Annotated in this window: 17 protein-coding genes; 11 read left to right on the top strand and 6 right to left on the bottom strand. The window is 37.4% G+C overall.

Going from position 1 to position 25182, the window contains the following annotated elements:
* Positions 1-280 precede the first annotated feature (280 nt).
* The 8 genes from ACKU4N_RS15930 (at position 281) to ACKU4N_RS15895 (ending at position 13201) form a co-directional block, all read left to right on the top strand.
* Positions 281-2359, top strand: a complete 2079-nt coding sequence (locus ACKU4N_RS15930) for a glycoside hydrolase family 97 protein (protein ID WP_321318026.1) — start codon at positions 281-283, stop codon at positions 2357-2359.
* A gap of 183 nt (positions 2360-2542) precedes the next feature.
* Positions 2543-5818 carry a S41 family peptidase gene (locus tag ACKU4N_RS15925; RefSeq protein ID WP_321318025.1) on the top strand — a complete coding sequence of 1092 codons (3276 nt, stop codon included), beginning with the start codon at positions 2543-2545 and terminating at the stop codon, positions 5816-5818.
* A 305-nt stretch (positions 5819-6123) separates the two neighbouring features.
* Positions 6124-6711: a hypothetical protein gene (locus ACKU4N_RS15920; RefSeq protein ID WP_321318024.1), complete on the top strand. Its 588-nt coding sequence runs from the start codon at positions 6124-6126 to the stop codon at positions 6709-6711.
* A gap of 24 nt (positions 6712-6735) precedes the next feature.
* A complete protein-coding gene (locus ACKU4N_RS15915; RefSeq protein ID WP_321318023.1) occupies positions 6736-8154 on the top strand; it encodes a flotillin family protein in 1419 nt (472 codons plus the stop codon).
* Between the two features lie 350 nt (positions 8155-8504).
* Positions 8505-11336 (top strand): M16 family metallopeptidase, encoded by a 2832-nt coding sequence (locus ACKU4N_RS15910; RefSeq protein WP_321318021.1) that lies wholly within the window; start codon positions 8505-8507, stop codon positions 11334-11336.
* A gap of 164 nt (positions 11337-11500) precedes the next feature.
* Entirely contained in the window at positions 11501-11995 is a 495-nt protein-coding gene (locus tag ACKU4N_RS15905; RefSeq protein ID WP_321318019.1) for an SWIM zinc finger family protein, read from the top strand.
* A 5-nt stretch (positions 11996-12000) separates the two neighbouring features.
* Complete coding sequence (locus ACKU4N_RS15900) at positions 12001-12186, top strand: hypothetical protein (RefSeq protein WP_321318017.1); 186 nt, start codon at positions 12001-12003, stop codon at positions 12184-12186.
* Positions 12170-13201, top strand: coding sequence for a hypothetical protein (locus ACKU4N_RS15895; protein WP_321318016.1), 1032 nt, complete (start codon positions 12170-12172; stop codon positions 13199-13201). The genes ACKU4N_RS15900 and ACKU4N_RS15895 overlap by 17 nt, the downstream gene beginning before the upstream one ends.
* A gap of 84 nt (positions 13202-13285) precedes the next feature.
* Here the strand turns inward: ACKU4N_RS15895 and ACKU4N_RS15890 are convergent, their stop codons facing one another.
* From ACKU4N_RS15890 to ACKU4N_RS15865, 6 genes are all read right to left on the bottom strand, one after another.
* Positions 13286-14587, bottom strand: coding sequence for a S28 family serine protease (locus ACKU4N_RS15890; RefSeq protein ID WP_321318014.1), 1302 nt, complete (start codon positions 14585-14587; stop codon positions 13286-13288).
* 51 nt (positions 14588-14638) lie between these two features.
* Entirely contained in the window at positions 14639-16021 is a 1383-nt protein-coding gene (locus ACKU4N_RS15885; RefSeq protein ID WP_321318012.1) for an aminopeptidase P family protein, read from the bottom strand.
* 404 nt (positions 16022-16425) lie between these two features.
* The gene (locus ACKU4N_RS15880; RefSeq protein WP_321318010.1) at positions 16426-17031 is read right to left on the bottom strand and encodes a LysO family transporter; all 606 of its coding nucleotides are present in this window, start codon (positions 17029-17031) and stop codon (positions 16426-16428) included.
* Positions 17032-17234: 203 nt separating this feature from the next.
* A complete protein-coding gene (locus tag ACKU4N_RS15875) occupies positions 17235-17519 on the bottom strand; it encodes a LysO family transporter (protein WP_321318008.1) in 285 nt (94 codons plus the stop codon).
* A gap of 182 nt (positions 17520-17701) precedes the next feature.
* Complete coding sequence (locus ACKU4N_RS15870) at positions 17702-18712, bottom strand: aldose epimerase family protein (RefSeq protein WP_321318007.1); 1011 nt, start codon at positions 18710-18712, stop codon at positions 17702-17704.
* Positions 18713-18889: 177 nt separating this feature from the next.
* On the bottom strand, positions 18890-19162 hold the full coding sequence (locus tag ACKU4N_RS15865; RefSeq protein ID WP_321318005.1) for a hypothetical protein: 273 nt from the start codon (positions 19160-19162) through the stop codon (positions 18890-18892).
* A gap of 261 nt (positions 19163-19423) precedes the next feature.
* Here ACKU4N_RS15865 and ACKU4N_RS15860 point away from each other — a divergent pair, with 261 nt between their 5' ends.
* The 3 genes from ACKU4N_RS15860 to ACKU4N_RS15850 all read left to right on the top strand — a co-directional run bounded on the left by ACKU4N_RS15860 (position 19424) and on the right by ACKU4N_RS15850 (position 25089).
* Entirely contained in the window at positions 19424-20545 is a 1122-nt protein-coding gene (locus ACKU4N_RS15860; RefSeq protein WP_321318003.1) for an efflux RND transporter periplasmic adaptor subunit, read from the top strand.
* Positions 20546-20551: 6 nt separating this feature from the next.
* Positions 20552-23716 carry an efflux RND transporter permease subunit gene (locus ACKU4N_RS15855; RefSeq protein WP_321318000.1) on the top strand — a complete coding sequence of 1055 codons (3165 nt, stop codon included), beginning with the start codon at positions 20552-20554 and terminating at the stop codon, positions 23714-23716.
* A gap of 74 nt (positions 23717-23790) precedes the next feature.
* A complete protein-coding gene (locus ACKU4N_RS15850) occupies positions 23791-25089 on the top strand; it encodes a TolC family protein (RefSeq protein ID WP_321317998.1) in 1299 nt (432 codons plus the stop codon).
* The last annotated feature ends 93 nt before the right edge of the window (positions 25090-25182 follow it).

Raw genomic sequence — 25182 nt, 5'->3', positions numbered from 1 at the left:
TTAGGGAAAATAAATTATAGAAAATTGAAGCTATCAATCTATTATGTGTATGGCTTATAAAAGATATTGTATCTCATCTATATTTTGAAGAGTTTTGTATGTTGTTAATTGTAAGGTTATTAGATTGTTAGATGTTTCTACGTGCTATTTTGATCTATATCTTGGATAGGTATTTAGTTATTCCCTATTTTCTCCGTTTACTTTGATTTTAAATACCGAACTTAAACACTCAAAGCTTTTGTTTGGAACTTTTAATACTAATCTTTTGATTCAATTAACTATGAATTTTAAATCAACACTGTTTTTTATTGCTGGTCTTGCAATGATATTGGCATCCTGTGCCAATGGCAAATTAGTCCGGAATGTTGAATCGCCCGATGGAAAAATTGGCGTTCAATTCAGTATGGTCGAAGGACAGGCCACCTACGAGGTTTTGTTCAATGGTAAAAAAGTAATTGAGCCGTCTACTCTGGGCTTCGATTTTCAGAATATGCCATCCATCGAAAAAGGATGGAAGATTGTCAGCTCCCAGCTTTCATCAAGTAATTCAAGCTGGGAAATGCAGTGGGGCGAGAAAAGAGTGGTTGTGGACAATTTCAATCAATTGGTATTGAATTTGGAAGAGGAAAATGCTCCAAACCGAAAAATGAACCTGGTGTTTAAAGTATATAACGATGGTCTTGGCTTCCGTTACGAATTTCCCGAGCAGGAAGCCATGAAGGAAGTTATCATTACCGATGAAAATACACAATTCAAATTAACAGGTGATCACAAAGTATGGTGGATTCCTGGTGATTGGGACATTTACGAACACTTATATCATACTACCTCACTTACCGGTATCGATGCAATTGCATTGCGTTCCAACGACAATCTGGCTCAAACTTATATTCCTGAAAATGCGGTGAATACTCCGGTAACGATGAAAACCGCAGAAGGTGTTTACTTGAGCTTTCATGAAGCAAATCTGACTGATTATTCAGGAATGACTTTGAAGGTAAACAAAGAGAAGTTGATGTTGCAAAGTGAATTGGTAGGTTCGGATGTGACTGGTTACAAAGTAAAGAGAACAGTTCCTTTTAATACACCTTGGAGAACCATTCAAATTTCTGAAAATGCAGGCGGTTTAATTGAATCCGATTTGATTGTAAACTTGAATGAGCCCAATAAAATAGGATCGGTTGATTATTTTAAACCGATGAAATATGTAGGTATCTGGTGGGATATGCATCTGGGAACCAAATCATGGGATATGGCCAGTGGCAAGCACGGTGCCACCACTAAATACGCAAAAGAACTTATCGATTTTGCTTCAGAAAATAAGATTGGTGGTATTTTGGTTGAAGGATGGAACACAGGTTGGGAACATTGGATTGGTTTCGAAGATCGTGAAGGAGTTTTCGATTTTGTTACTCCTTATAAAGATTACGATTTAAAGGAAGTGGTTCGGTACGGAAAAGAAAAAGGAGTAGAGTTGATCATGCATCATGAAACTTCGGCGGCTCCGAGAACTTACAATCAGCAAATGGATACAGCCTATCAATTGATGAATTCGCTGGGAATTCATTCGGTGAAAACAGGCTATGTTGGCAAAATTATCCCGAAAGGAGAATATCATCACGGACAATGGATGGTGAATAACTACAGAAGAGCTGTTGAAACCGGTGCGAAATATCAGGTTGCGGTTAACGCTCATGAACCAATTAAGGCAACGGGTTTACGTCGAACTTATCCGAATGTAATTGCCCGTGAAGGATTGCGCGGACAGGAATTTAATGCCTGGGCAAGCGATGGAGGAAATCCTCCGGAACACCTTCCAATTGTAGCATTTACACGAATGTTGGCAGGGCCTATCGATTATACGCCGGGTATTTTCAATATCAAGTTAACACCAAACAAACCAAACAATCAGGTGAATACAACCTTGGCGCAGCAATTGGCATTGTATGTGGTAATTAACAGCCCTATTCAAATGGTTCCCGATTTAATTGAGAATTACAAAGGAAACGATGCATTTCAGTTCATTCGCGATGTAGCCGTAACTTGGGAAACCAGCAAGGTATTGAATGGTGAAGTAGGGGATTTTGTGACCATCGCCCGTAAGGATCGTAATTCTGAAAATTGGTTTGTCGGATCAATTACGGATGAAAATGCCCGCGATATGAATATAGATTTGAACTTTCTTACTCCAGGGAAGAAATACAAAGCAACACTCTATTTGGATGGTGAAAATGCTCACTGGGATAAGAACCCAACTGAGTTTCAGATCCTAAATCAAGAAGTAGATAACACGTCAAAATTAGAATATCATTTGGCTGAAGGTGGCGGAGCCGCAATTAGTTTAATTGAGATGAAGTAATTAAAGACAATAAAATTGGCGAAAGTGGTGTCCCCTAAGGGGATGCCACTTTTTTATTTGGGAGAAGGTAAATTCCTTTAAGATATAATCATAAGTAGTGTGTGCTTTTTTTATTTAAAGGTCTTATGTTTGTATTTCAGATAATGATTTGAAAAATATACTCACACAAACATATTTATTAAAATGCTAAAACTTAGTTTAAAAATTGCCGCTTTTTGTCTTGTCCTTCTGGGAATGATGGGAAGCGTGCATGCGGAAAATGATGTTCGCTTAATGCGATATCCTGACATCAATAAAAATTTAATTGCCTTTGTTTATGCGGGCGATATCTGGACAGTAGATTCCAATGGAGGTGATGCCAAGAGGTTGACTTCGCACAAGGGGCTGGAATTATTTCCTAAAATTTCTCCGGATGGTAACTGGATCGCATTTTCGGCGGAGTATTCGGGAAGTCGTCAGGTTTATGTAATGCCTTCAACAGGAGGAACACCTAAGCAGTTAACCTATTACAATTCGCTTGGAATGATGCCTCCCCGTGGTGGATTCGATAATGCAATACTAGACTGGAATCCGGATAGTAAATCCATTTTGGTGCGAATGAACCGTACTCCTTTTGGAGAGCGAAACGGAACCTATTATCAGGTAAGTATTGATGGGGGATTGGAACAGGCCTTACAAATTCCGGAAGGTGGATTTGGCGTGTTTTCACCAGATGCTAAAAAGTTGTGTTTTGCTCCAATCAGTCGCGAGTTTCGTACCTGGAAGCGTTACAAAGGAGGTAGAGCTGCTGATTTATGGATTTATGATTTAGAAAATGATCTATCGGAACGAATCACGACATTTGCAGGTTCCGATCAAATTCCTTCATGGTATAAAAATGCCATTTATTTTGCATCAGATCGAGATTTAAAGTTGAACATCTATAAATATGATGTGGACAGCAAAGAGATTACTCAAATGACTCATCATAAAACATTTGATGTGATGTGGCCATCGGGTGAAAACGGTCAGATTGCTTATGAGAACGGCGGACAGTTATTCAAATTAAATCTGGAAACAGGAAAAGAAGAACGTGTTGTTGTGAACATCAACTTCGATAATCCGAATGTATTACCTTATTATAGAAATGTAAAAGATTTTATACAAAGTGTTGCCGTTTCTCCTTCAGGGAAAAGAGCTCTTTTTGATGCTCGCGGCGATATTTTTTCGGTCCCTGCCAAGAACGGACCAAGTATCAACTTAACACAAACTCAGGGAGTTCGGGAAACTGCACCAAGCTGGTCACCAAACGGGAAATACATTTCTTACTATTCAGATGCTAAAGGAGAATACGAAATTTATCTTTTGGAGAACAAAAAGGGAGCAAAAGCGAAACAAGTAACTTTTGGTTCTTCGGCCTGGATGTATGATGCCAAGTGGTCGTCGGATAGCAAATACATGCTGTTTTTCGATCGTACTTTAAAGCTGAAATGTTTAAATGTTGAAAGTGGAGAAGTTAAAATAGTTGATGTTGCCAGTCGAAACGAAATTACCGATTTCTCATTTTCACCCGATTCGCAATGGATTGCCTATGTGAAAGACAGTAGTAATGACCAGGGAGCAGTTTGGGTTTATAATATCACGACGGGCATGAATTATCATTTAACGGATGATACTTTTGGTGATTCATCGCCTGTATTTTCAAAGGATGGAAATTTTATTTTCTTTTTATCGAACCGTGATTTTAATCTTGATTTTTCAAGCTTCGAGTTCGATTATTTGTACAACAATGCAACCCGGATTTTTGCCCTGTCGTTAAAGGCAGACGGGCCTAAACTGTTTGCGTTAAAGAACGATGTTGAAGAGGTGAAAGAAGATAAACCTGTTGTTGATAAAAAGAAAAAACCGAAAAAAGAGGAAGCAAAACCTGAAGAGAAGCTAAATGTAGAAATTGATTTTGAAGGCATTTCCAATCGCATAACAGCTTTCCCATTATCATCCGGAGATTACAATAATCTGGAAGCTGTTGATGGAGGAATCTTATACACAAGCGATGGAGCTTTGCATCATTACATCATAGAAAAAGAGAAGGATGAGGTGATTTTAGATAAAGTTTCTGGTTATTCTTTAGCCGGAAATGGTGATAAATTTTTGTATTGGGCGGGTTCTACTTATGGTATTACTGATTTAACTGCCGGTCAGTCGGCTGATGCAGGTAAGCTTCAATTGGATGATTTGGACATGAAGATTGATCCAAAAAAGGAGTGGAATCAGATTTATACCGATGGATGGCGCATTTTCCGTGATTACTACTATGTTGAAAATATGCATGGTGTAGATTGGGCGCAAATTAAAGCCAACTACAATCAGTTGATGCCATATGTGAGTCATCGTGCCGATTTGGATTACATCCTGGGCGAAATCATATCGGAAACCAACACCGGACACGCCTATGTAAATTATGGTGATTTTGAAAAGGTGAAATCTGTGAAGACAGGTTTGTTGGGGGCAAAATTAAAAGCTGATGCTAAAACGGGTAAATATGTAATCTCTAAAATTTATCAGGGAGAAAATTGGACTACTAACAGACGTTCACCTCTAACAGAGCAAGGAGTTAATGTGAAGGAAGGCGATTATTTACTAAGCATTAATGGCCACGATTTAAGTACAGATGTGAATCCATACTTGTATTTGGAAAATCAGATGGGCAAAATGGTTGAGATCACAGTGAATAGTGTGCCGGGCCGGAATGGAGCAAAAAGCTATACCATTCAACCAATCGAAAGCGAATTGGAATTGATGTATCTGAATTGGGTGAACGAGCGCCGCCAGATGACAGACAAATTATCCGGAGGAAAGATTGGATATATCCACGTTCCAAATACCGCAGTGGAAGGCAACAGGGAATTGAACCGAGGCATGTATGCCTATCACGATAAACAAGCCTTAATTATTGATGACCGTTACAATGGCGGCGGATTTATTCCCGATCAAATGGTTGATCTTTTAGATCGTAATGTATTGTCTTATTGGCACCGCAGAGGTCTTGAGGCGAATCAAACGCCCGCAGTTGCTCACGATGGACCAAAGGCAATGCTGATCAATTCGTACTCATCTTCAGGGGGAGATGCGTTCCCATATTATTTCAAGAAAAAAGGTCTTGGCAAATTGATCGGAACCCGCACCTGGGGCGGATTAGTGGGTATGTCGGGCAATGCCGGATTGGTTGATGGCGGTTATATTGCTGTTCCCCGCTTTGGTATTTTCGATGAAAATCAGAAATGGATCATCGAAGGAGTTGGCATGTATCCGGATGTAGAAGTTTATGATGAGCCACATTTGGTAGCCAAAGGAATCGATCCTTCCCTGCAAAAAGCAATAGAAATGCTGCTAAAAGAATTGGAGAATCAATCTGAAGAAAAGGTAGTAGCTCCGGCGGATCCAAACCGTTCCAATTGGATCGAAGAGGATGAAAAATAAGGCAAAAGGTGAACTGAGAAAACCAATGAAGGTTTATCCAGTAAACTTTTAGCAATAGTTATAGAAAAGGAGTGCCAATTCAATTGGTGCTCCTTTTTTGTATCAAACTTAGTTCGTAAGTGTTCTCTTTTTCTTCAGGCAAATAGGATAAGGCTGAGGTTCAAATGAGTTTTCTTTCAACCCCCAAAAATCACTTAAAAACATGTAAAAAAAATAGTACGGCTAAAAAGAATAATTCCATTGAGCATAATGGATAATAGGTCGATATTTATTATTATTTTCATCCTAAATAAAAAACAAAAATTATGATACTACAAATTTCAGATTGGTGGAGTTCGATGGAAATGGTGGAAAAGATTTTCTGGGGCATTTCAATTCCATTTTCTCTTCTGTTTCTAATTCAGATAGTACTTACTTTCATTGGTGGTGATATTGATGATATGAGTGCTGAAGGTGATGCAGATGCTGTTGTGGAAGGCGATACAGGAATTGATTTTCAGTTTATAAGCTTAAAAAACCTGATTGCCTTTTTTGCTGTATTCGGATGGACAGGTATAATTTGTTTGGATATGGGTTTAGGGGCAGGTGTCTCAACATTAATCGCTACTCTTGCTGGTTTAGTTATGATGTTAATAATGGCTTCGATTTTGTATTTCATGGGAAAGCTGGTCGAAGAAGGAACCTTAAATCTAAACAATGCCAAGGGGAAAATTGGCAATGTTTATTTATCTGTGCCGGCCAATAGAAAAGGAATGGGAAAAGTACAAATTGAAGTACAGGGGCTTCAAACTTTGGATGCACTTACTGATAGTGATTCAGATATTCCTACTGGTGCAGTAATTCAGGTTGTGGATGTTTTAAATGATCAAATTTTAATTGTAAAACCTTATTAAATAAACTACTAATAACAAGTTATCATGGGAGAATATGTTGTTCTATTAATTGCGGTCATTGTAATTGCCGTTTTTTCTTTAATTGTATCTTTTTTTAAGAGATATAAAAGATGTCCGTCGGATCGGGTTTTGGTTGTGTATGGAAAAGTTGGTAAAGGAGTAGATACCGAATCTCGTTCGGCCAAATGTATTCATGGTGGTGCTGCCTTTATTTGGCCAATTATTCAGGATTATGCCTTTTTGGATTTAACTCCGCTTTCGATTGAGATTAATTTGACAAGTGCTTTGAGTAAGCAGAACATTCGTGTTGACGTTCCTTCTCGTTTTACAGTTGGTATTTCAACTGAAGGTGGTGTAATGACTAATGCTGCCGAGCGTTTACTTGGCTTGTCTCAGGCGGATATCAGCAATCTGGCAAAGGATATTATTTTTGGTCAGTTACGTTTGGTTGTTGCAACTATGGATATTGAGGAAATCAATAGTAACCGCGATAAATTTCTAGCGGCTGTATCATCAAATGTGGAAGCCGAATTGAAAAAGATTGGTTTGAAACTGATCAATGTGAACGTAACCGATATCAACGATGAATCGGGATACATTGAAGCATTAGGTAAGGAAGCTGCAGCAAAAGCAATAAATGATGCGAAGAAAAGTGTTGCTGAGAAAAACCGCGATGGTTCTATTGGTGAAGCAAATGCACATCAGGCACAACGTGTACAGGTTGCTGCTGCTGATGCATCGGCTGTTGAAGGAGAGAATACGGCAAAAATTACCATTGCAAATTCTGATGCCCGCAGAAGAGAAAGAGAAGCAGAAGCAGAACGTTTGGCTTCGGCTGCAGAGAAAGTGACTCAGGCTCGGGCCTTAGAGGAAGCTTATGCTGCAGAACAATTGGCTGAAAATGCCCGTGCAACCCGTGATAAAGCGACACAGACAGCTAATGTTGTGGTTCCTGCCGAGATTGACAAGCAAAAAATTGAGATTGCCGCTGAGGCGATTGCCGAACAAACCCGTCGTCATGCGAAAGGGGAGGCTGATGCGATTTTCATGAAAATGGAAGCAGAAGCGAAAGGGATTTATGAAATTTTAAGCAAGCAGGCTCAAGGTTTTGATAAACTTGTTCACGCTGCCGGAAGCGATGCCAAAGATGCAGTAATGTTAATGATTGCAGATAAGTTGCCTGAATTGGTTAAAACACAGGTTGATGCTATTAAAAACATCAAGATTGACAAGGTGACTGTTTGGGAGAATGGCAACGGAAAAGATGGCAAAACATCCACCGCGAACTTTATGCAGGGCATGATGGGATCTATTCCTCCGATGGAAGAACTTTTCAAAATGGCTGGAATGGAACTGCCAAACTACTTGGGTAAAAAAGTGGAAGAAGGCGAAACCGTTGAATTCGACGATGTTTCGGATACCAAAGCAAAAGATGAGAAATAAGCAGGTATCTGCTTGAAATTTGGAATAGGAGTGTCGGTTGGTACTCCTATTTTCATATTTATTTTCTTGATTTTTATTCATAAGGTTTGACCCTTTGTAGATGCGATATCGCTTTCAGGGAAAAAATATTAGGTATTCACTTTATTGAAACTTAACCGGCCAAATCTTAGCTAAATCCCGGATCTGTTGATTAGAGGGTAAATTATGTCATTTTAAAAGCGAAAGAGCAGTAAATGTATAGTGTTAAAAATCATTAAGAAAATTGTTAAGTAGCTAATTGTTTCTTTAATTTATAAAAGTTACACTTATGTTGTGTAAATTGTACTACAAATCACTAAAACAAATCACAAATGATTAAGAATTTTTTTAGCAAAATGAGTCTTTGTACTGTTTTGGCACTAATGGGAACAGGAATGTTGTCAGCTCAAAATAATACAGATGCTAAACTCCCTATGGATCCGAATGTAAGGACTGGGAAATTAGACAATGGATTAACCTACTATGTTCGCCATAATGAAGAGCCTAAAGATCGGGCTAGTTTTTACATTGTTCAGAATGTAGGCGCAGTATTGGAAAATGATAGTCAGAATGGATTGGCTCATTTTCTGGAGCATATGGCTTTTAATGGAACTGAACATTTTCCAGGGAAAGGTGTTCTTAATTATTTGGAAAAATATGGCGTAGCGTTTGGTCGTAATATCAATGCTTATACCAATGTAGATGAAACTGTTTACAATTTAAGTAATGTTCCTACTACAAATGAAAACCTTCTGGATTCCACACTTTTAGTATTGCACGATTGGTCGAATTATTTAAGTCTTACTGGTGAGGAAATCGACAGCGAACGTGGAGTAATTCATGAAGAATGGAGAACCCGACGATCTGGAGGAATGCGCGTTTATTTAGAGAAAAATAAACTCATTTATCAAGGTTCGAAATATGCAAAACGCGATGTTATTGGGGATCTGAATGTGATTGATAATTTTGATCATCAGGTGATCAGAGATTTTTATCATGACTGGTACCGTACCGATTTGCAGGCAATTATTGTAGTTGGAGATATTGATGCCGAGAAATTTGAGCAGAAAATAAAGGAACTGTTTGCACATATTCCTGCCGTTGAAAATCCGGAAGAAAGGGTGTATTTCGATGTGCCTGGGAATAAGGAACCAATTGTTGGTGTAATTACAGATCCTGAAACCAGCAGAATTAGTTTTGAGATTGTTTACAAACACAAAGCGACTCCTTTTGCCGAAAAAAACCTGAATTATTACCGTAAGCTTTTAATCGAGGATCTTTATTCAAGTGTAATTGGAGATCGTTATAATGAACTGCTCCAAAAAGGAAATGCACCATTTATAACTGGGTATGCAGCGTACTACAATAAGGCCCGAAAAATGGATGTTTTTCAAAATGGCGTAACCCTAAAAGAGGACAATATCCTTGGGGGAATTGAAGTGTTGTTGAAAGAAACGGAAAGGGCCAAAAGATATGGTATTGTGGCTTCTGAATTGGAACGTGCTAAAACGGCCATGTTAAGCCAAATGGAAAGAGCTTACCAAGAGAGAAACAAGCAAAACAATGATCGTTTGGTTCGTGGCTATCAGCAAAATTATTTAACCAATGAGCCTGTTCCGGGTATTGAGTTCGAGTTCGAAGCAATGAAACAATTATTTCCAGGTATTAGTACAGAGGAAGTTAATGCAATTTCAAAAGGATGGATCACCGATGAGAATGTGGTGATTACCTTATCAGCTCCTGAAAAGGAAGGACTGGAATTGCCAACCAAAGAGCAATTACTTGCTGTGGTTGCAAAAGTGAAACAGATGGAACTAAAACCTTACGAAGATAAGGTGATAAGCGAACCTTTACTATCAGTGCAGCCTAAAGCAGGAAAGGTTGTGAAAGAATCTAATTTGAAGGGTTTTGAAGCTACCGAGTGGACATTGGCTAATGGAGCAACTGTAGTTGTGAAAAAAACAGATTTCAAAGAAAATGAAATTAGTTTACAAGCTTTCAGTAAAGGTGGAAACTCTTTGTATGAGGTTAAAGATTTGCCTTCTGCAGAATTGCTTGGTGGTTTTGTACCTAATTTTGGATTGGGGAAATTTGACAAGATTAGCCTGCAAAAATTATTAACGGGTAAAGAGGTTAAGGTAGCACCATATGTAGGTGAATTATCAGAAGGACTTAACGGGAATTCATCCATAAAGGATTTTGAGACCTTATTGCAGTTGGTTTATATGTATTTTGAGCAGCCGCGTTTCGATCAGGAGGCTTTTACAGCATTAAAAAGCAGATATAGAGCCTATGTTGCCCATATGGGAGCTGATATAAATAAAGCGTTTAGCGATTCCGTATCAATGACCTCCACCAATCATCATCCAAGAACAATTCTGTTTAACACAGATATGATTGATAAATTGGATTTTGAGACGATGAAACGCATTTATCAGGAGCGCTTTGTTGATGCCAGCGACTTTACATTTGTTTTTGTAGGAAATATCGATGCAGAGCAGGCGAAACCAATGATCGAAGCTTATTTGGGAAGTATTAAGGATATCGACCGTGAAGATAACTGGAAAGACAACGGTGTGGATTATCCTGAAAAAGATACTTATAACCATTTTGACAGAGAGATGGAAACTCCTAAGACAACCATTGAAATTGATTTGCATGGTAATATTGAATATTCAATTGAAAATTCGATGATGATGGATGTCGTTGCTAAACTTTTAGATAAGAGATATCTTGAGGTAATTCGCGAAAAAGAAGGTGGATCTTATGGCGTAGGTGTTCGTGCCGGAGTAGATAAATTTCCTCGTGAAGAGTATAAATTGGTTATTCGTTTTGATACCGATCCTGCCAAGGCTGAAAAATTAAAAGGAATTGTATATAGTGAGATTCAGGCTCTTTTTAATGAGGGAGTTAAAGAAGATGACTTACACGAAGCGAAAGAAAACTTTATTAAGGTTCGTCAGGAGAATCTTCGTAAAAATGACTACTGGTTAAATGCGATCAATCGTTATTATGTGTACGATGAGGAAATGATGAGTGCTGAGGATTACGAAAGCATGATCAATTCAATAACTAAAGAAAAAGTAGAGAAGTTTGCCAGAAAGTATTTTGCAGTACCTGCAAAAATTGAAGTGGTAATGTCTCCAAAACAGAAAGAGATTTAATTCCAATTCATTAGTATAGTAAAAACGGATGCTCAATATTGGGCATCCGTTTTTTTTACACTTAGCTGTCTAAATTTCCCCTCATAAGAGATGATATCGGGGAGTGTTCTATTCAATTTCCTTGAATTTATATAAATTGCAGGGTGTAAATTAAAATAGAGATAATGGAAATATCGTTTAATGAATTTGAGCAATACATAGATGATAAAATTTTAAAGCGCGGTTTGTCGTATTTTAAGAATAACAAAGTAAATCAGCCAATAGAAACAGGAATAGGGGAATATGAGGCTACAGTTGAAGGGACTGAGGATTACACGGTAAAATTGGTAATTAAGAACGATATGATTTTGGAACATGTTTGTAACTGTCCGTATGATATGGGACCTTTCTGCAAGCATGTTGTTGCTGTTATTTTTTATTTGCAACAAGATCAATTGAATTTGAAAAGAAATCCACTTACTAAGGCATCCGAAATACCTGCAGTGAAAAAGAAGCGCAAAACTTTGGCGGATAAAGTAATTGCAATGCTTGAAAATGCATCTCATGATGATCTGAAACAATTTATCCAAATAAGGCAGAGGAAGATAGAGGATTCCGGAATCAATTATTGGCTTACTTTGCTCAATACAATACTTCAGAATCGAAAAGTTTTTATGTAAATCAAGTGAGATCAATTGTCAGTTCAGCTTCGGATAGATATGGTTTTGTAAGTCATTCATCTTCACGTGATGTTTATTATGAAGTAAATAATCTTCTGGAATCGGCACAAAAGCAAATGGATAGAGGTAACTATAAAAGCACTTTTTTTATATGTACAGCTAATTATGGAGGAGATGGTAAAGGCTGTTAATTATGGTGATGACAGCAGTGGTTATTTAAGTTTTGGCATCGATTCATCTTTTGACTTATTAGTGCGTATTGGAACATTACAACAGGATGAATCGATTCGGAAATTGTTGTTGGATTATTGTTTGAAAACCTACGAGAACAATACTTTTGGGGGGTGGGACTGGCATTTAGGATGTCTCAATATAGCATCATTATTATTAAAAACAGAGGCCGAAGTAGAAAGTTTTTTTGCGTTGACAGATCATTCAGAAGTGTCGGAATATTCGTTGGAGGAAATGCAGGCAATAAAATATAATGTGTTGCTAAAGTGTAAAGGTGAAAGTCAGGCTGCCGAATATTTAGAGGCACACATATCTAATTCGAAATTACGATGCATAGCAATTGAGAATGCTCTGAAAACGGAATTGTACGAAAAAGCAATTGGTATTGCTATGGATGGTATTAAATACGATAAAAAAGACAGGCCTGGATTGGTTGTTGAATGGTATGATTGGTTATTGAGAATTGCGCAGAAACAGAACGATACCGAGAAAATTATTGAGTATGCCCGTTTTTTATTTATGAAAAATTTTAGATCGACACAGGATTATTATCAGATATTGAAAGAAAATATAACTCCTGAAAAATGGTTTTCGTTTGTGAATGAATTGGCAAAAGACTTAAAAAAATCAAGTAGGTGGGATCTTAGCGGTTTGTTGGCAAAAATTTACATAAACGAGGAGTGGTGGGATAAACTTTTGGTTTTTTTGCAGAAAAATCCGGATTTCCCGACCATTGATACTTACAGTGAATATTTAATAGGTAATTATTCTGGTGAAATCATTAATTTATACGCTGTTGCTGTTAAGAAATATATGGAAAATAACATAGGGAGAGGTCATTATCAGAGCATTTGCAGATACATAAGACGAATGATTAAGCTTGGTGGAAGAGATGAGTCGAATGATCTGATTGCATATTTAAGAAAAGAATATCCAAAACGGAAGGCTTTGTTGGAAGAATTAAATATGATTTAAAAGATAAAGAGACCATCTGAATTTTCAGACAGTCTCTTTTACTGGTCTTGTTTTTCTGTTTACAGATGCTTGTTCCTCAAACAATTACTTTTCATTATTAATGGTTAATTGTACATCCATCCATTCTTCCAAAGTGTTCAAAATTTCTTTTTTCATTTCAGAAGGAAAACTATTGATTCTGCTTTTATGCGATCCTTCAGGGTTCACAAATTTTTTGCATTTGTTATTTCCTTTTAGATCAACTGCCGTTGCCGACCATGTATCGTTCTCACCATATATAAACAATATTTTTTCCGCATCAGTCTGCAGCCATTTGTTAATTTTAATCATCGATGAGGCATCAAATTTCCGGATGGGTTCGTTAGGGAAAGTAAAATCGAAAGTAATGTCCTTTTCATCGTTCAGGTATTGTTTGAAAGGAGCAATTTCGTAGCTGTACATTCCAATCTCGGTTAATGCCTGATGATAAAATGCAAGAAGTGTTTTGATGTTGTTTACATCGAAAAAATCGATATTTGACACTTTAAACAAATGCTCGGAAAGCTCTTGAGGATTGGCGTTTTCATCGGGAATTTCATCAATTCCACCCCATTGCCAATAGGCAAATGGATATTCTAGAATACTTAAATCAAGTGCTCTTGCTAAGCCCATGGTAAAAGAATAGTTTTTCTCTTTTGCATATGCCTCTGCAAGAGGAAGTAATTTTTCTCTGTTTTTAAAGCAAGTCAATTGAAATTGGCGAATTTTATCTCTGATTTCCTGATTTCCTGCACTTGCCAAATAGTTTTGGATTCTTTTGTCTTCACGGGCCAGATTGTGTGGTGCTACATAGGGCACACTAACATCAACATCATTTGGATAAAAGTAACGGTGATAAATAGTGGTTTGTCCTCCTTTACTAATTCCGGTTGTCAGCCATTTGTTCGGATATAATTTTTTTAAAGCTTGAATGATTGCATGCTGATCGGCAGCTGCCTGTTTGATGTTTAGATATTGCCAATTCAAGCTGTCGGGCATTGAATTTTTAAAATAACGATGCTCAATGGTCAATTGATTTGCATTCAGTAATTTGCTCAGTTCGCCAGCTTTATCAGACCAAATTTGATAACCTTCCAGTTGAACAACCATTGGCTGGTTAAAAGCATGATGCCCCAATAAGACCCTTTGCTGGAATGTTCCTGCTTTGGGATTTTGATGATCAAGATCTTGTGTAAAATAGAGCTCGTAATATTCTGTAAAAGTAGAGTCTCCGGAAATCTTTTTTACACTTACTCCTGGAATTTCCTGAAGCTGGTTCAGCAGGTTTTTGGGTCTTGATTGTTGACAAGAGATGTTGCCAACGATAAGAAATCCAATCAGAAGGAATGTAATTTGTTTAAGTTTCATTGCTTAATTATTTTAGAAAACATTGGGAGTGTTAATGATAATGTTTATAATTTAGTTTCTTTCTTTTTCAACATCTTCAATGCTTTTAGGAATGGGTTTGCCCAATAATCTCGCACCATCTTTGGTAATTAAAAAATCTTCTTCATTTCTTATGCCGCCAAAATTCTTGTATTGTTCTACTTTATCGTAATTAATGAATTCCTCAAATCGTTTTTCGGCTTTCCACATGTCAATCAATTCAGGAATAAAATAGATTCCCGGTTCAATGGTTAAAACAAATCCAGGTTCAAGTTCTCTTCCCAAACGCAATGATTTTAGTCCAAACAGCGTACTTTTTGCCTCTCCATTGTAACCAACACAAAGCTCGCCTAAATTTTCCATGTCATGAACATCCAATCCCATCATATGACCTGTTCCACATTGAAAGAACAAAGCGTGAGCACCCTGTTGAACTGCATCTTCCATATTTCCTTTCATAAAACCCATTTGTTTCATTCCTTCGGCAATAGTTAGGCAGGCAGTAAGGTGAACATCTTTAAATTTAATACCGGGTTGTAGTTTTGCAATGGCAGCGTTGTGGGCATTTAAAGCAATCTCATAAATTTCTTTTTGGCGTGTCGTAAATATTTTATCCACAGGAAATGTGCTGGACATATCACCGGCATAATGCATTCCATTTTCAGCACCACAATCAAGCAATACCATATCTCCGCTTTTTAAAGTGTTGCCATGATAGTGATTATGAAGTGTTTGTCCGTTTACAGTGGCAATGGTTGGGAAAGAGGGTTGTCCGCCCAACCGAATTGCTGTTTCCTGAACTTTGGCAGCAATTTCATATTCTTTCATTCCCGGGCGAGCCATCCGCATGGCTGCAAGATGCATTTCTGCTGTAATATTAACAGCCTCTTCAATTTGAATGATCTCTTCGGCTGATTTGTAATTTCTTTGATTTACAACTGCTTGAATGAATTCAGGGGATGCATTTTTTACTGAAATATTGGGATGTACATTCAATAAGGACTGTAATTTAATTTGATGTTCAGGGCGGTAAGAGGGTAAGTGATGGACTCTTTGTCCTTTTGTTAAAGCTTTGTCGAGGTACGTTTTTAATGCAGACATTTGAGCTGTCTCTTTAATTCCAACAGCTTCACTTTTTTCTTTAATTGTAGGTTGTGTCCCCATCCAAACAATATGGTCTATGGTCAATTCATCGCCGAAAATAATTTCACGATTTTCATCGATATCTATAATTGCATTTAGTCCGGCATAATCCGAACCAAAGAAATATAGAAAGGTACTGTCCTGACGGAAATGATAGGTGTTGTCAGCGTAATTCATTCCACTTTCATCGTTGCCCAGAAAAAGCAGAATTCCTGATTGAACTTCTGCTTTAAGCTTATTTCTTCTGTTAATATAGGTTTCTTTTGAGAACATAGTTTTGGGTTTTTTGCTTGTGTTAATCGTGTCGGGAACTTTCTTGTTTCAGATACGAAATTGTAAATAATAAAATGGATGTAACTCATTTGTTAAATCAGTAAAGTCAGAAATTAAAACTTACGGGGATATAAGGATTCCATAAAAGAAAATGCTCTGTTAAGCAGATTGAACAAAATAAGATGTGAAAGGGGAAAATTGAAGAGTTTTAACAAATCCAACATTCGTACAAACCTTTGTACGAACAATTGTATAGAAGTATGAATTTGTTACAGTAAAACATTCTAAATAAATCGTTAGCTGAGGTGTAAATGTATAAAAAAAACAGATGATATATTTTGCTTATATACTTTAAAATGAGTTTAAACTGTAATTAATTAAATTCTCAGTCAAAAGGAATTGATTTACAAGAATTCAAGTATGATTGGAACAATAATAGGAACCAATACAGTAAGTACAATTCCGCTGAAGACGGCAATAATCGCATACTCTTTTCCTGAGTAGCGTACAATTATGGGCATGGTTGTATCCATAGCAGTTGCTCCACCAGATGCAATGCCAGCTAGCTTCCCAAAGTATTTTACAAATAATGGCGTTGCTAAAAGAGTCAGTATTTCCCTGATGATATTGGAAATTAAAGCAATAACACCCAGCGTTTCGCTATGGAATTCAGTAATGATAACGCTGGATAAACTATAGTAGCCAAATCCGGCACCTACAGCCATTGCTTCGCCAATGCTAATATTCGAAAGCATAGCGGAAACAGCAGAAACGCCAAGAAGAGATCCTACAATGACTGATAGAGGAACCAATATAATTTTGATATTCACCTCGCGAACCACTTTCCATGAGTCACGGTCGGTTCCAATACCAATTCCTACTAAAAACATCAATAAATAAAGAGCATATATACTGAAATCCCCTTCTAAAAGAGAGGAGGGTAAAAAGCGTGTTAGTCCAAGGATTAGCCCAAGGATAAAGAAGCTAAGAATGATTAAACTGCCTTTCATGTGTCTAAATTTGTTTTTTATTGCCACATGGAACTCGCCAGCATAGTCATCCTCGTGTGTGAGAAAAGTCTTCTCATGGCTCGTTTCATATGATTCTAATTTGTTTTTAGTTGCTATATGAAACTTACCATGCTGAGATAATCATTTCCCTGTCTGTCAAAATCTCTTTGGCATGTACGTTTCATAATAGTTGAAGTCGGGGGTTATTTCTTTTTGAAAAATAGGGTGTAGGTAAAATAGGCACAAATTAAAGAACCTAAAACAGCTCCAATTGTTAGGATCAAAGCCTGTATTCCAATAGAATGAAGATTGTTTATTATTTGATTATTGGTTCCAACACCTATCCCTAAAAGAAAAAGCAATAGAAAAATAGAAAATGATGTTAAAACACCAATAACTTTGATGATTTTTGGGCGGTTGCCAATAAGAAGACCAATTCCGATTCCTAAAATCATTATGGATAAAACGATGATAATATCAGTTAGCATAGCTGTAACAATCTTATTAAAACATGTTTTTAAATCTGAAGTTGCAAGATTGGTTTTTTCTTTCAGATAATAAAATTGTAACGTCAGATAGTTTATTTTTTAGTGTAATGCTATTTTAGGACGAGACATTCCAGTCAATAAAAAAGGCTGCATCTTTCGAAACAGCCTCTGTGATATTTTTGTTAGAAGATAAGTTTGTAATTTGTCTGATGCTGGTAAACTTCACCGGGTTTTAACCAACCCTGTTTAAAGTTTTTATGATTGGGCGCATCCGGATAACCTTGAGCTTCTAAAGCAACACCTGAGAAAGAACCGAATTTCCCAGCTGCGATATATTTACCTGTATAAACCTGTAATCCGGGGAATGTTGTTGCAATTTCCATTGTCACTTCACCATTTTTATCAGAAAGTTCAGCTACTTTTCTTGGTGTTTCAGTCGATTCTCCAAATGCAAAACAGTCGTCGTAGTTCTCAATATCTTCTATGTCTCTGTCTATTTGTTTTTTTGTTCTAAAGTCGAAAAGAGTGTTCTTGATATTGTATATTTTACCACTTGGAATCAACAGATCGTCTGTTTCTAAAATGAATTCGGTATCCACCTGAAGTTGATGGTCCAGGATACTCTCAAAATTGTTTGATAAGTTAAAATAGGCGTGTTGAGTTAGATTAACCGGGGTTGTTTTATCCGTTACTGCTTTGTAATGAATCTGCAATTCGTTATCATCTGTCAACTTATAAATTACCTCAGTATTTAAATTTCCAGGGAAATTTTCTTCTCCGTCAGGACTCAGGTAAGTTAATTTTAAATCACTATTGTTATTAATTTCGGCTTTCCATACTTTTCTGTCAAACCCAATATCACCACCATGCAAATGGTGCATTCCATGGTTGCAGGGAAGCTGAATTTCTTTTTCATTAAGTGTAACTAATCCTTTGTTAATTCGATTTCCAAACCGACCGATTAAAGCTCCAAAGTAAGGATAGTTTTTAAGGTATTCCTCATTTGTATACTCTTCAAGCGAATCAAAACCCAGCACGATTTCTCTCTCCTCATTGGGCAAAGGAAGAGTAAATGAGGTAAGAATACCACCATAATTGGTGATTTTTGCTGTCAGGCCGTTTTTATTTCGGAGGGTGAATAGTTGTACTTTTTCTCCATCACGTGTCAATCCAAAATCAATTACATCTATCATTTAAAATATTGTTAGTTTTTATTCAGAAGCCCGAAAGTAAAACAAAATATCGATTTTTTATTTTAGAAAGGGAATTTTTCACAAATTAATTAACTTAAAGTCAATCAGAGGAATGGCGTGCTTAATCAGCTTTTTAGCATAATCGGTTTTTGCTGAGGATGTAAATAATGGCTTTTGTTAAAGGATCATTATGCCTTTGATACCTTGTGCTTTGATGTAAATATCAATTACGGCATCTGCTGAGCCCATCTCTTTTTTTACAGTAATTCCTATGAATTTTAAGTCTTTGGAAGTTTTAAAAGAAAATTCAGTATCTGCAGTGAAAAGTTCCTTAACAGCCTTTACTTTTTCATCTGAATTGGGAATGATAAATTTAAACATGTATAATGAAGGCCATGTTAATGACTCCATAAGTTGATATCTAAGCTTTGTATATTTTTCTTTTTCCATTTTGTGTTTAAATAAAATTGGAGGTCAAAAATCGGAATTTTTTTTGAATTCATTGGCTTTTGAAAATTGAATGTTCAAATAGAAACGAATAAAACCTGCTATTTGTTTCACTTAAAGTTTAAATTGGGAGGTTTGTCGAAATCCAAACGAAAATTTAAAAACCGGTTCAGATTACCTCATAAATACTTATCTTTATGCGTTATAAATAAAAACTACTGATAATTAGTGTTATTGTTAAGAAACTCCAAATAAATATTATAAATGAATCGGAAAATAACCATCGTTTTACTGGTAATTGCAACATTGGCAATTTCTTTTGTCGCTATGAAAGGCTTAAGCAGCTTAAAAGAATCTCCTAAAAAGAACTTAGATAAAAAAAAGCTGCCGCTTGTCAAGGTTGAAGCAGTAAAGTACAATGACATATCTTCTCCTATAGTTGAGAAAGGACGACTGGCTTCAAATTTAGAAGTGAATTTAAGTTCGGAAGTTGCGGGTAGAATTGTTGAGACCGGTGTTCCTTTAAAAGTGGGACAGAAGTTTAAAAAAGGTCAATTGCTGATTCGTATTTACGAAGAAGATGCAAAAATGGATTTACGTGCTCTTAAAAGCCGGTTTCTGAATAAGCTGGCTGAGAATTTGCCGGATATTAAAGTGGATTATGTAGATAATTTTGAGGCCTGGATGAATTTTTTCAATGCGATTAATTTGGAGGAAAGTGTTCCTGAATTACCAATAGTTAAATCAGATCAGGAAAAGGTATTTATGGCAAGCCGAAATATTTTAGGCGATTATTATGCCATTAAGAGTGCCGAGGTTAAATTGGATAAAAGAAAAATATATGCACCCTTTGATGGTTCTTATGCAGAGGTGAATACTCAGATTGGGTCGGTGGCCGGCGTAGGGTCAAAGCTTGCAGGTATTATTGAATCAAATAATCTGGAACTTCAGGTTCCAATTGATTCGAAAGAAATTTATTGGCTGAGCTTAAATGAAAAGGTAGATATTTTGGATTCGGATGGAGAGGTTACTTTTACCGGTAAACTGGTAAGGAAGTCTGATTTTGTTGATGAGGGAACGCAGTCTATTTCGGTTTTTGTAAAGTTGGAGAAAACGAATGGGAATGAATTGTATCAGGGGCAGTTTTTAACTGCTCGTTTTAATGGGAAAAAGATTGCCAATGCAATGGAAATCCCCAGAAATGCAGTTTTTAGTTCCAATAAAGTGTTTGTCGTTGAAGGAGATATCCTAAAAGAAAAGGAAATTAATGTGATCAAACGAAATGAGAATACTTTGGTTTTTAATGGTTTGAAAGAGGGGGAGATATTGGTTGTGGAACCTCCTGTTAAAGCAACTGAAAATATGCAGGTACAAATCAAGAAATAGCGTATAATGAGAAATATAATATCACAATTTGTAAGATATCCGTTTTACGGAAAAATGATTATTGCTGTGCTTGCTATTGCAGGATTTGTCTCTTTGGTTTATATGAAGAAATCATTTTTTCCGGAGACAGAATCTAAAACAATTACAGTTTCGATGGTGTTTCCAGGCGCTTCACCTAAGGAGGTTGAAGAGGGCATTACCTCACGGATTGAGGATGCTGTTCGGGGAATTGTAGGAATCAAAGAAATGAATTCTGTATCATCAGAGGGCTTTTCCCGATTAACCATCACCACAACCGGCGATTACGATTTGGATGAAACATTAGCCGATGTAAAAAACTCGGTGGATGGAATTCCGACCTTTCCATCCGGAGCCGAAAAAGCCGTTATTGCCAAGCGGAGAGCTACATCACCTGCCGTGCGCATGGTGGTTACAGGAGATGTCGATTTAATCAGTTTGAAAAAATATGCCGATCTGATTTACGACGATTTAATGCGATCGAAAGTCATGTCGCAAATATCTTTGTCTGGTTTTCCAAATCTGGAATTATCTGTTGAGGTCAAAGAGGATAATCTGCGAAGATATAATCTGACATTCAGTGAGATATCTGCTGCTATTGCCAATAATAATATAGATATTTCGGGAGGGACAATCAAGAATGATGTGGAGGAAATTCTAATTCGATCGCGCAACCGGTCTGTCGATCCGGATCAGATTGGAGACATCATTTTAAAAGCAAACTATGACGGGAGCTACATCCGGATTCGTGATGTGGCGAATATTCATTTTCAGTTTCAGGATGTTCCTAATTCAACCTATGTTAATAAAAATCCGGCCATCTCGATTCAGGTGAACAAGCTGAATAATGAAGATTTGGACGACATATCGGTATATTGTAATAAATATGCCAAAGAGTTTAATGAAAAATATGATGATGCCCGTCTGGAGATTAGTTTCGATTTCATTAGTCTGCTGCAATCACGATTAAGTTTGCTGTATAAAAATGGTGGGTATGGTTTGTTGTTGGTGGTTATTTCGTTGGCCCTTTTTCTGAGTTTTCGCTTATCATTGTGGGTTGCATGGGGAATTCCAGCGTCCTTTTTAGGGATGTTTATTGTTGCCAACTTAATGGGAATCACCATCAATATGATTTCCCTTTTCGGGATGATATTAATAATCGGTATTCTGGTTGATGATGGTATTGTAATCGGAGAAAATATTTATTCGCATTTCGAGAGTGGCAAAAGTCCCCGAAGAGCAGCAATAGATGGTACAATGGAGGTTGTTCCTGCTGTTCTTACTTCAGTAACTACAACCATGGTGGCTTTCTCACCACTTTTACTGGTTTCCGGGAATATGGAATTTATGTACGAAATGGCCTTTGTGGTGGTGGCTTGTTTGAGTCTGTCGCTTTTCGAAAGTCTTTTTGTATTACCGGGTCATGTGGGCAACGAAAAGGTTTTGAACCGCGATCGGAAGGACAACTTTTTTAACCGTTTTAGAGGAAAAATTGAAAAAGGGATCCGTTTTGTAAGAGACCATGTTTATACGGCTACATTAGATCGTATAGTCCGTTGGAGGTGGTTTGTTGTTTTTATTCCCGTAGCTCTGTTCTTTATTACTATTGGCTTATTTAGCGGAGGATTCATCCAAAGTACCTTTTTCCCAAATGTGGCTTTCGATACTTTTGCTATGAATATTGCTTATAAGCCGGGAAGTAATAAGGAAATCACTATAGCCAGATTAAAAGAGTTCGAAAAGGCAGTTTGGGAGGTGAACGAAGAATTGATGAACGAATTTCAGGATACCGCAAATTTCATCAAATACACAAGCCTTTCCTCGGGGAATGCTTTTGGAGGACAGGAGTCTGGTCCGCATGCAGGGAATTTGTCTGTTACTCTCCGGGATATGGAAGGAGCCCCGGTTTCCAGTTTTGATATTTCAGACAGAGTTAAGGAGAAATTGGGAGATGTTTCTGATCTTGAAAAATTCACTATAGGAGCCAGCAACCGTTGGGGTGCTCCTGTTTCGATTAGTTTGCTGGGAAATGATTTGGAACAGCTAAATCAGGCTAATGAGTATTTTCAAGGAGAGTTGCGCAAAATGTCCTCTTTGTACAATATTAACGACAACAACCCATTGGGAAGTCGCGAGGTAAGACTTAAATTAAAACCAAAAGCCTATTATTTGGGTATGAATTTAAGTTCTATAACAGCTCAAATTCGTCAGGGTTTTTTCGGAGGACAAGCGCAGCGTTTGCAGGAAGGAAAAGATGAGATTAAGGTTTGGGTTCGATATCCGAAAAGCGACCGGATTTTTATCGGACAAATGGAAGACATGAGAATTCGTACGCCGAAAGGTGAATTTCCATTGTCGGAATTAATTGATTATGAAATTTTACGTGGACCTGTTAGTATACAGCGGTACAATGGAGCACGTGAGATTCGTGTTGACGCAGAATTAATTGATCCTAGTGAGCCGGTGCCACCTATTCTGGACTATATCGAAGCCACAATTTTACCCGATTTGGAAGCTAAATTCCCAAGTGTTCGTCCGGAGTATCAGGGGCAGCAAAAACGCTCTGCCGAAGATATTCATGAATTGAAAATTTATTTCAGCATTGCTTTTATGCTGATCGTTTTTATTGTGATGATTCATTTCCGAAGCTTTACACAGGGAATAATTATATTACTGATGATTCCTTTGGGCTGGATGGGATCTGCCTGGGGACATGGAATTGAAGGGTACCCTGTTTCCATGTTAAGTGTTTGGGGAATGGTTGCTCTTTCGGGGGTAATTATCAACGATGCTGTGGTCTTCCTGTCTAAGTACAATTCGCTGATTGAAGAGGGAATGGAACCTGAGCCTGCTGTTAAAGCCGCTGGCAGAGCCAGATTCAGGGCTATTATTCTAACCACAATAACAACCTCAGTTGGTTTGTATCCATTGATATTGGAGAATTCATTTCAAGCTCAATTCTTAATTCCAATGGCGATTGCTTTGGCATATGGAGTATTAATCGGCACGCTGTTTCTTTTGTTATTTTTTCCGGTATTAATTTTAATCCTGAATGATGTAAGAAGAATAACAAAGGGCATATGGGAAGGCAAAGAAATCAGCCCCCGGGATGTTGAGCCTAAGGTGAAAGAATCAAAGGTAAGTTTGGATTAAAAATATGAATCGCCCTGTATAAATTGCCCCGGACTTTGGTTCGGGGACCGGGGATTAAATAAAGAACAAATCAAATGATCAGAAAAGTATCATTATTTATAGCCTTCATTCTGTGTGGTCAGTTTATTGTGCAGGCACAGGAAGAATTAAGTCTGTCTAAAGCCATCGAGGTAGGATTGGAGAACAATTATCAGTTAAAGATCTATCGAAAATCAGAAAAGGTTTCTGAATTGAATAATACCTGGGGAAATGCAGGAGCTTATCCCAGCCTTGAATTTAATCTTGCGTATCGAAATAGTAAAGATTACAATGAAGATGCAGATTTTACCCGCAACAGTTTAATTCCTTCTTTGGATGTAAACTGGACTTTATTTGATGGGTTTGCGGTACAGATCCGAAAAGATAAATTCGATGATCTGGCTCAGTTGTCGAAGGGAAACACCATAATTGCCATCGAAAACAAAATTGAACTGATCATTCTTTCCTATTATAAGGTATTGTTAGAGAAGGAGCGCATGGAGGTTGCCCAAAAAGTGATGATTTTATCGTCGGATAGATACGAGAAGGTGAAAGTTGGAAAAGAGCTGGGAAGTTCGGTTACCTATGATGTTTTACAGGCGCAAAATGCATGGTTGCAGGATCGTTCATCCTTCCTGATTCAGGAAGTGAATTTTAATAATTCTGTTCGGGACTTAAATTTTCTTCTGGGTGTTAAAGAGAGCGAAACCTATACTTTCGCCGATGAGTTCTTACCCGTAAATGAAGAATTTCAGATGGCTGCATTGCTGGATAAAATGCTTTCGGGAAACAATACTCTTAAAAATAGATACATACAGGAAATGTTGCTGAAAAGGGATGTAGATATGGCACGAAGCAATTATTATCCTCGTGTTTCATTGGGAGCCGGTGTACAGGAAAACTCAACCCGGCTGAAACTGGATGGTCTGCCTGCTTCAACTGCTGATTCGCATAATTTTTATGCCAATGTGAGCTTGAATTTCATGATTTTTAATGGAAATTCGAATCGAAGAGCCATGCAGATTGCAAAAATTCAGGAAGAAATAGGAAAGGTTGAAACGGAAGATGTAAAACATTCTCTGACTAATTTACTGGCTCAGCAATTTGAGTTGTATGAAGTTCGAAAAGAACTGTATCAGCTTGCTGAGGAGAATTTAGCGGCAGCAGAGCTCAACCTCAGCATTTCAAAGGATAAATATGAGTCTGGCAGCATCAATTCGTTCAACTACCGGGATATTCAGATCACCTATCAGAATGTGGCTTTGTCAAGAGTGAATGCTATTTTTAATCTGATTCAATCGAGAACGGCATTGGTGCGAATGACAGGTGGAATTTTAAGCGAACAGACGAAATAAATACTGCGGATGTAAACAGTCTTACAAAAACAGGGAATTGTCATTCTAAGCAAAGCCGAAGAATCCATTTTTTTAATGTGGTGTTTCGAGAAG

Source organism: Labilibaculum sp. (genome assembly GCF_963664555.1).
In the GTDB taxonomy this organism is placed as follows: Bacteria; Bacteroidota; Bacteroidia; order Bacteroidales; family Marinifilaceae; genus Labilibaculum.
Note: the sequence above shows the minus strand (reverse complement) of the source record. Positions and strands in the feature narration are given on the sequence as shown.

Bases quoted from the DNA above. Each gene is read 5' to 3' on its own strand.
- ACKU4N_RS15930 (WP_321318026.1), top strand. From the start codon at position 281: ATGAATTTTAAATCAACACTGTTTTTTATTGCTGGTCTTGCAATGATA.
- ACKU4N_RS15925 (WP_321318025.1), top strand. From the start codon at position 2,543: ATGCTAAAACTTAGTTTAAAAATTGCCGCTTTTTGTCTTGTCCTTCTG.
- ACKU4N_RS15920 (WP_321318024.1), top strand. From the start codon at position 6,124: ATGATACTACAAATTTCAGATTGGTGGAGTTCGATGGAAATGGTGGAA.
- ACKU4N_RS15915 (WP_321318023.1), top strand. From the start codon at position 6,736: ATGGGAGAATATGTTGTTCTATTAATTGCGGTCATTGTAATTGCCGTT.
- ACKU4N_RS15910 (WP_321318021.1), top strand. From the start codon at position 8,505: ATGATTAAGAATTTTTTTAGCAAAATGAGTCTTTGTACTGTTTTGGCA.
- ACKU4N_RS15905 (WP_321318019.1), top strand. From the start codon at position 11,501: ATGGAAATATCGTTTAATGAATTTGAGCAATACATAGATGATAAAATT.
- ACKU4N_RS15895 (WP_321318016.1), top strand. From the start codon at position 12,170: ATGGTAAAGGCTGTTAATTATGGTGATGACAGCAGTGGTTATTTAAGT.
- ACKU4N_RS15890 (WP_321318014.1), bottom strand. From the start codon at position 14,587: ATGAAACTTAAACAAATTACATTCCTTCTGATTGGATTTCTTATCGTT.
- ACKU4N_RS15885 (WP_321318012.1), bottom strand. From the start codon at position 16,021: ATGTTCTCAAAAGAAACCTATATTAACAGAAGAAATAAGCTTAAAGCA.
- ACKU4N_RS15880 (WP_321318010.1), bottom strand. From the start codon at position 17,031: ATGAAAGGCAGTTTAATCATTCTTAGCTTCTTTATCCTTGGGCTAATC.
- ACKU4N_RS15875 (WP_321318008.1), bottom strand. From the start codon at position 17,519: ATGCTAACTGATATTATCATCGTTTTATCCATAATGATTTTAGGAATC.
- ACKU4N_RS15870 (WP_321318007.1), bottom strand. From the start codon at position 18,712: ATGATAGATGTAATTGATTTTGGATTGACACGTGATGGAGAAAAAGTA.
- ACKU4N_RS15865 (WP_321318005.1), bottom strand. From the start codon at position 19,162: ATGGAAAAAGAAAAATATACAAAGCTTAGATATCAACTTATGGAGTCA.
- ACKU4N_RS15860 (WP_321318003.1), top strand. From the start codon at position 19,424: ATGAATCGGAAAATAACCATCGTTTTACTGGTAATTGCAACATTGGCA.
- ACKU4N_RS15855 (WP_321318000.1), top strand. From the start codon at position 20,552: ATGAGAAATATAATATCACAATTTGTAAGATATCCGTTTTACGGAAAA.
- ACKU4N_RS15850 (WP_321317998.1), top strand. From the start codon at position 23,791: ATGATCAGAAAAGTATCATTATTTATAGCCTTCATTCTGTGTGGTCAG.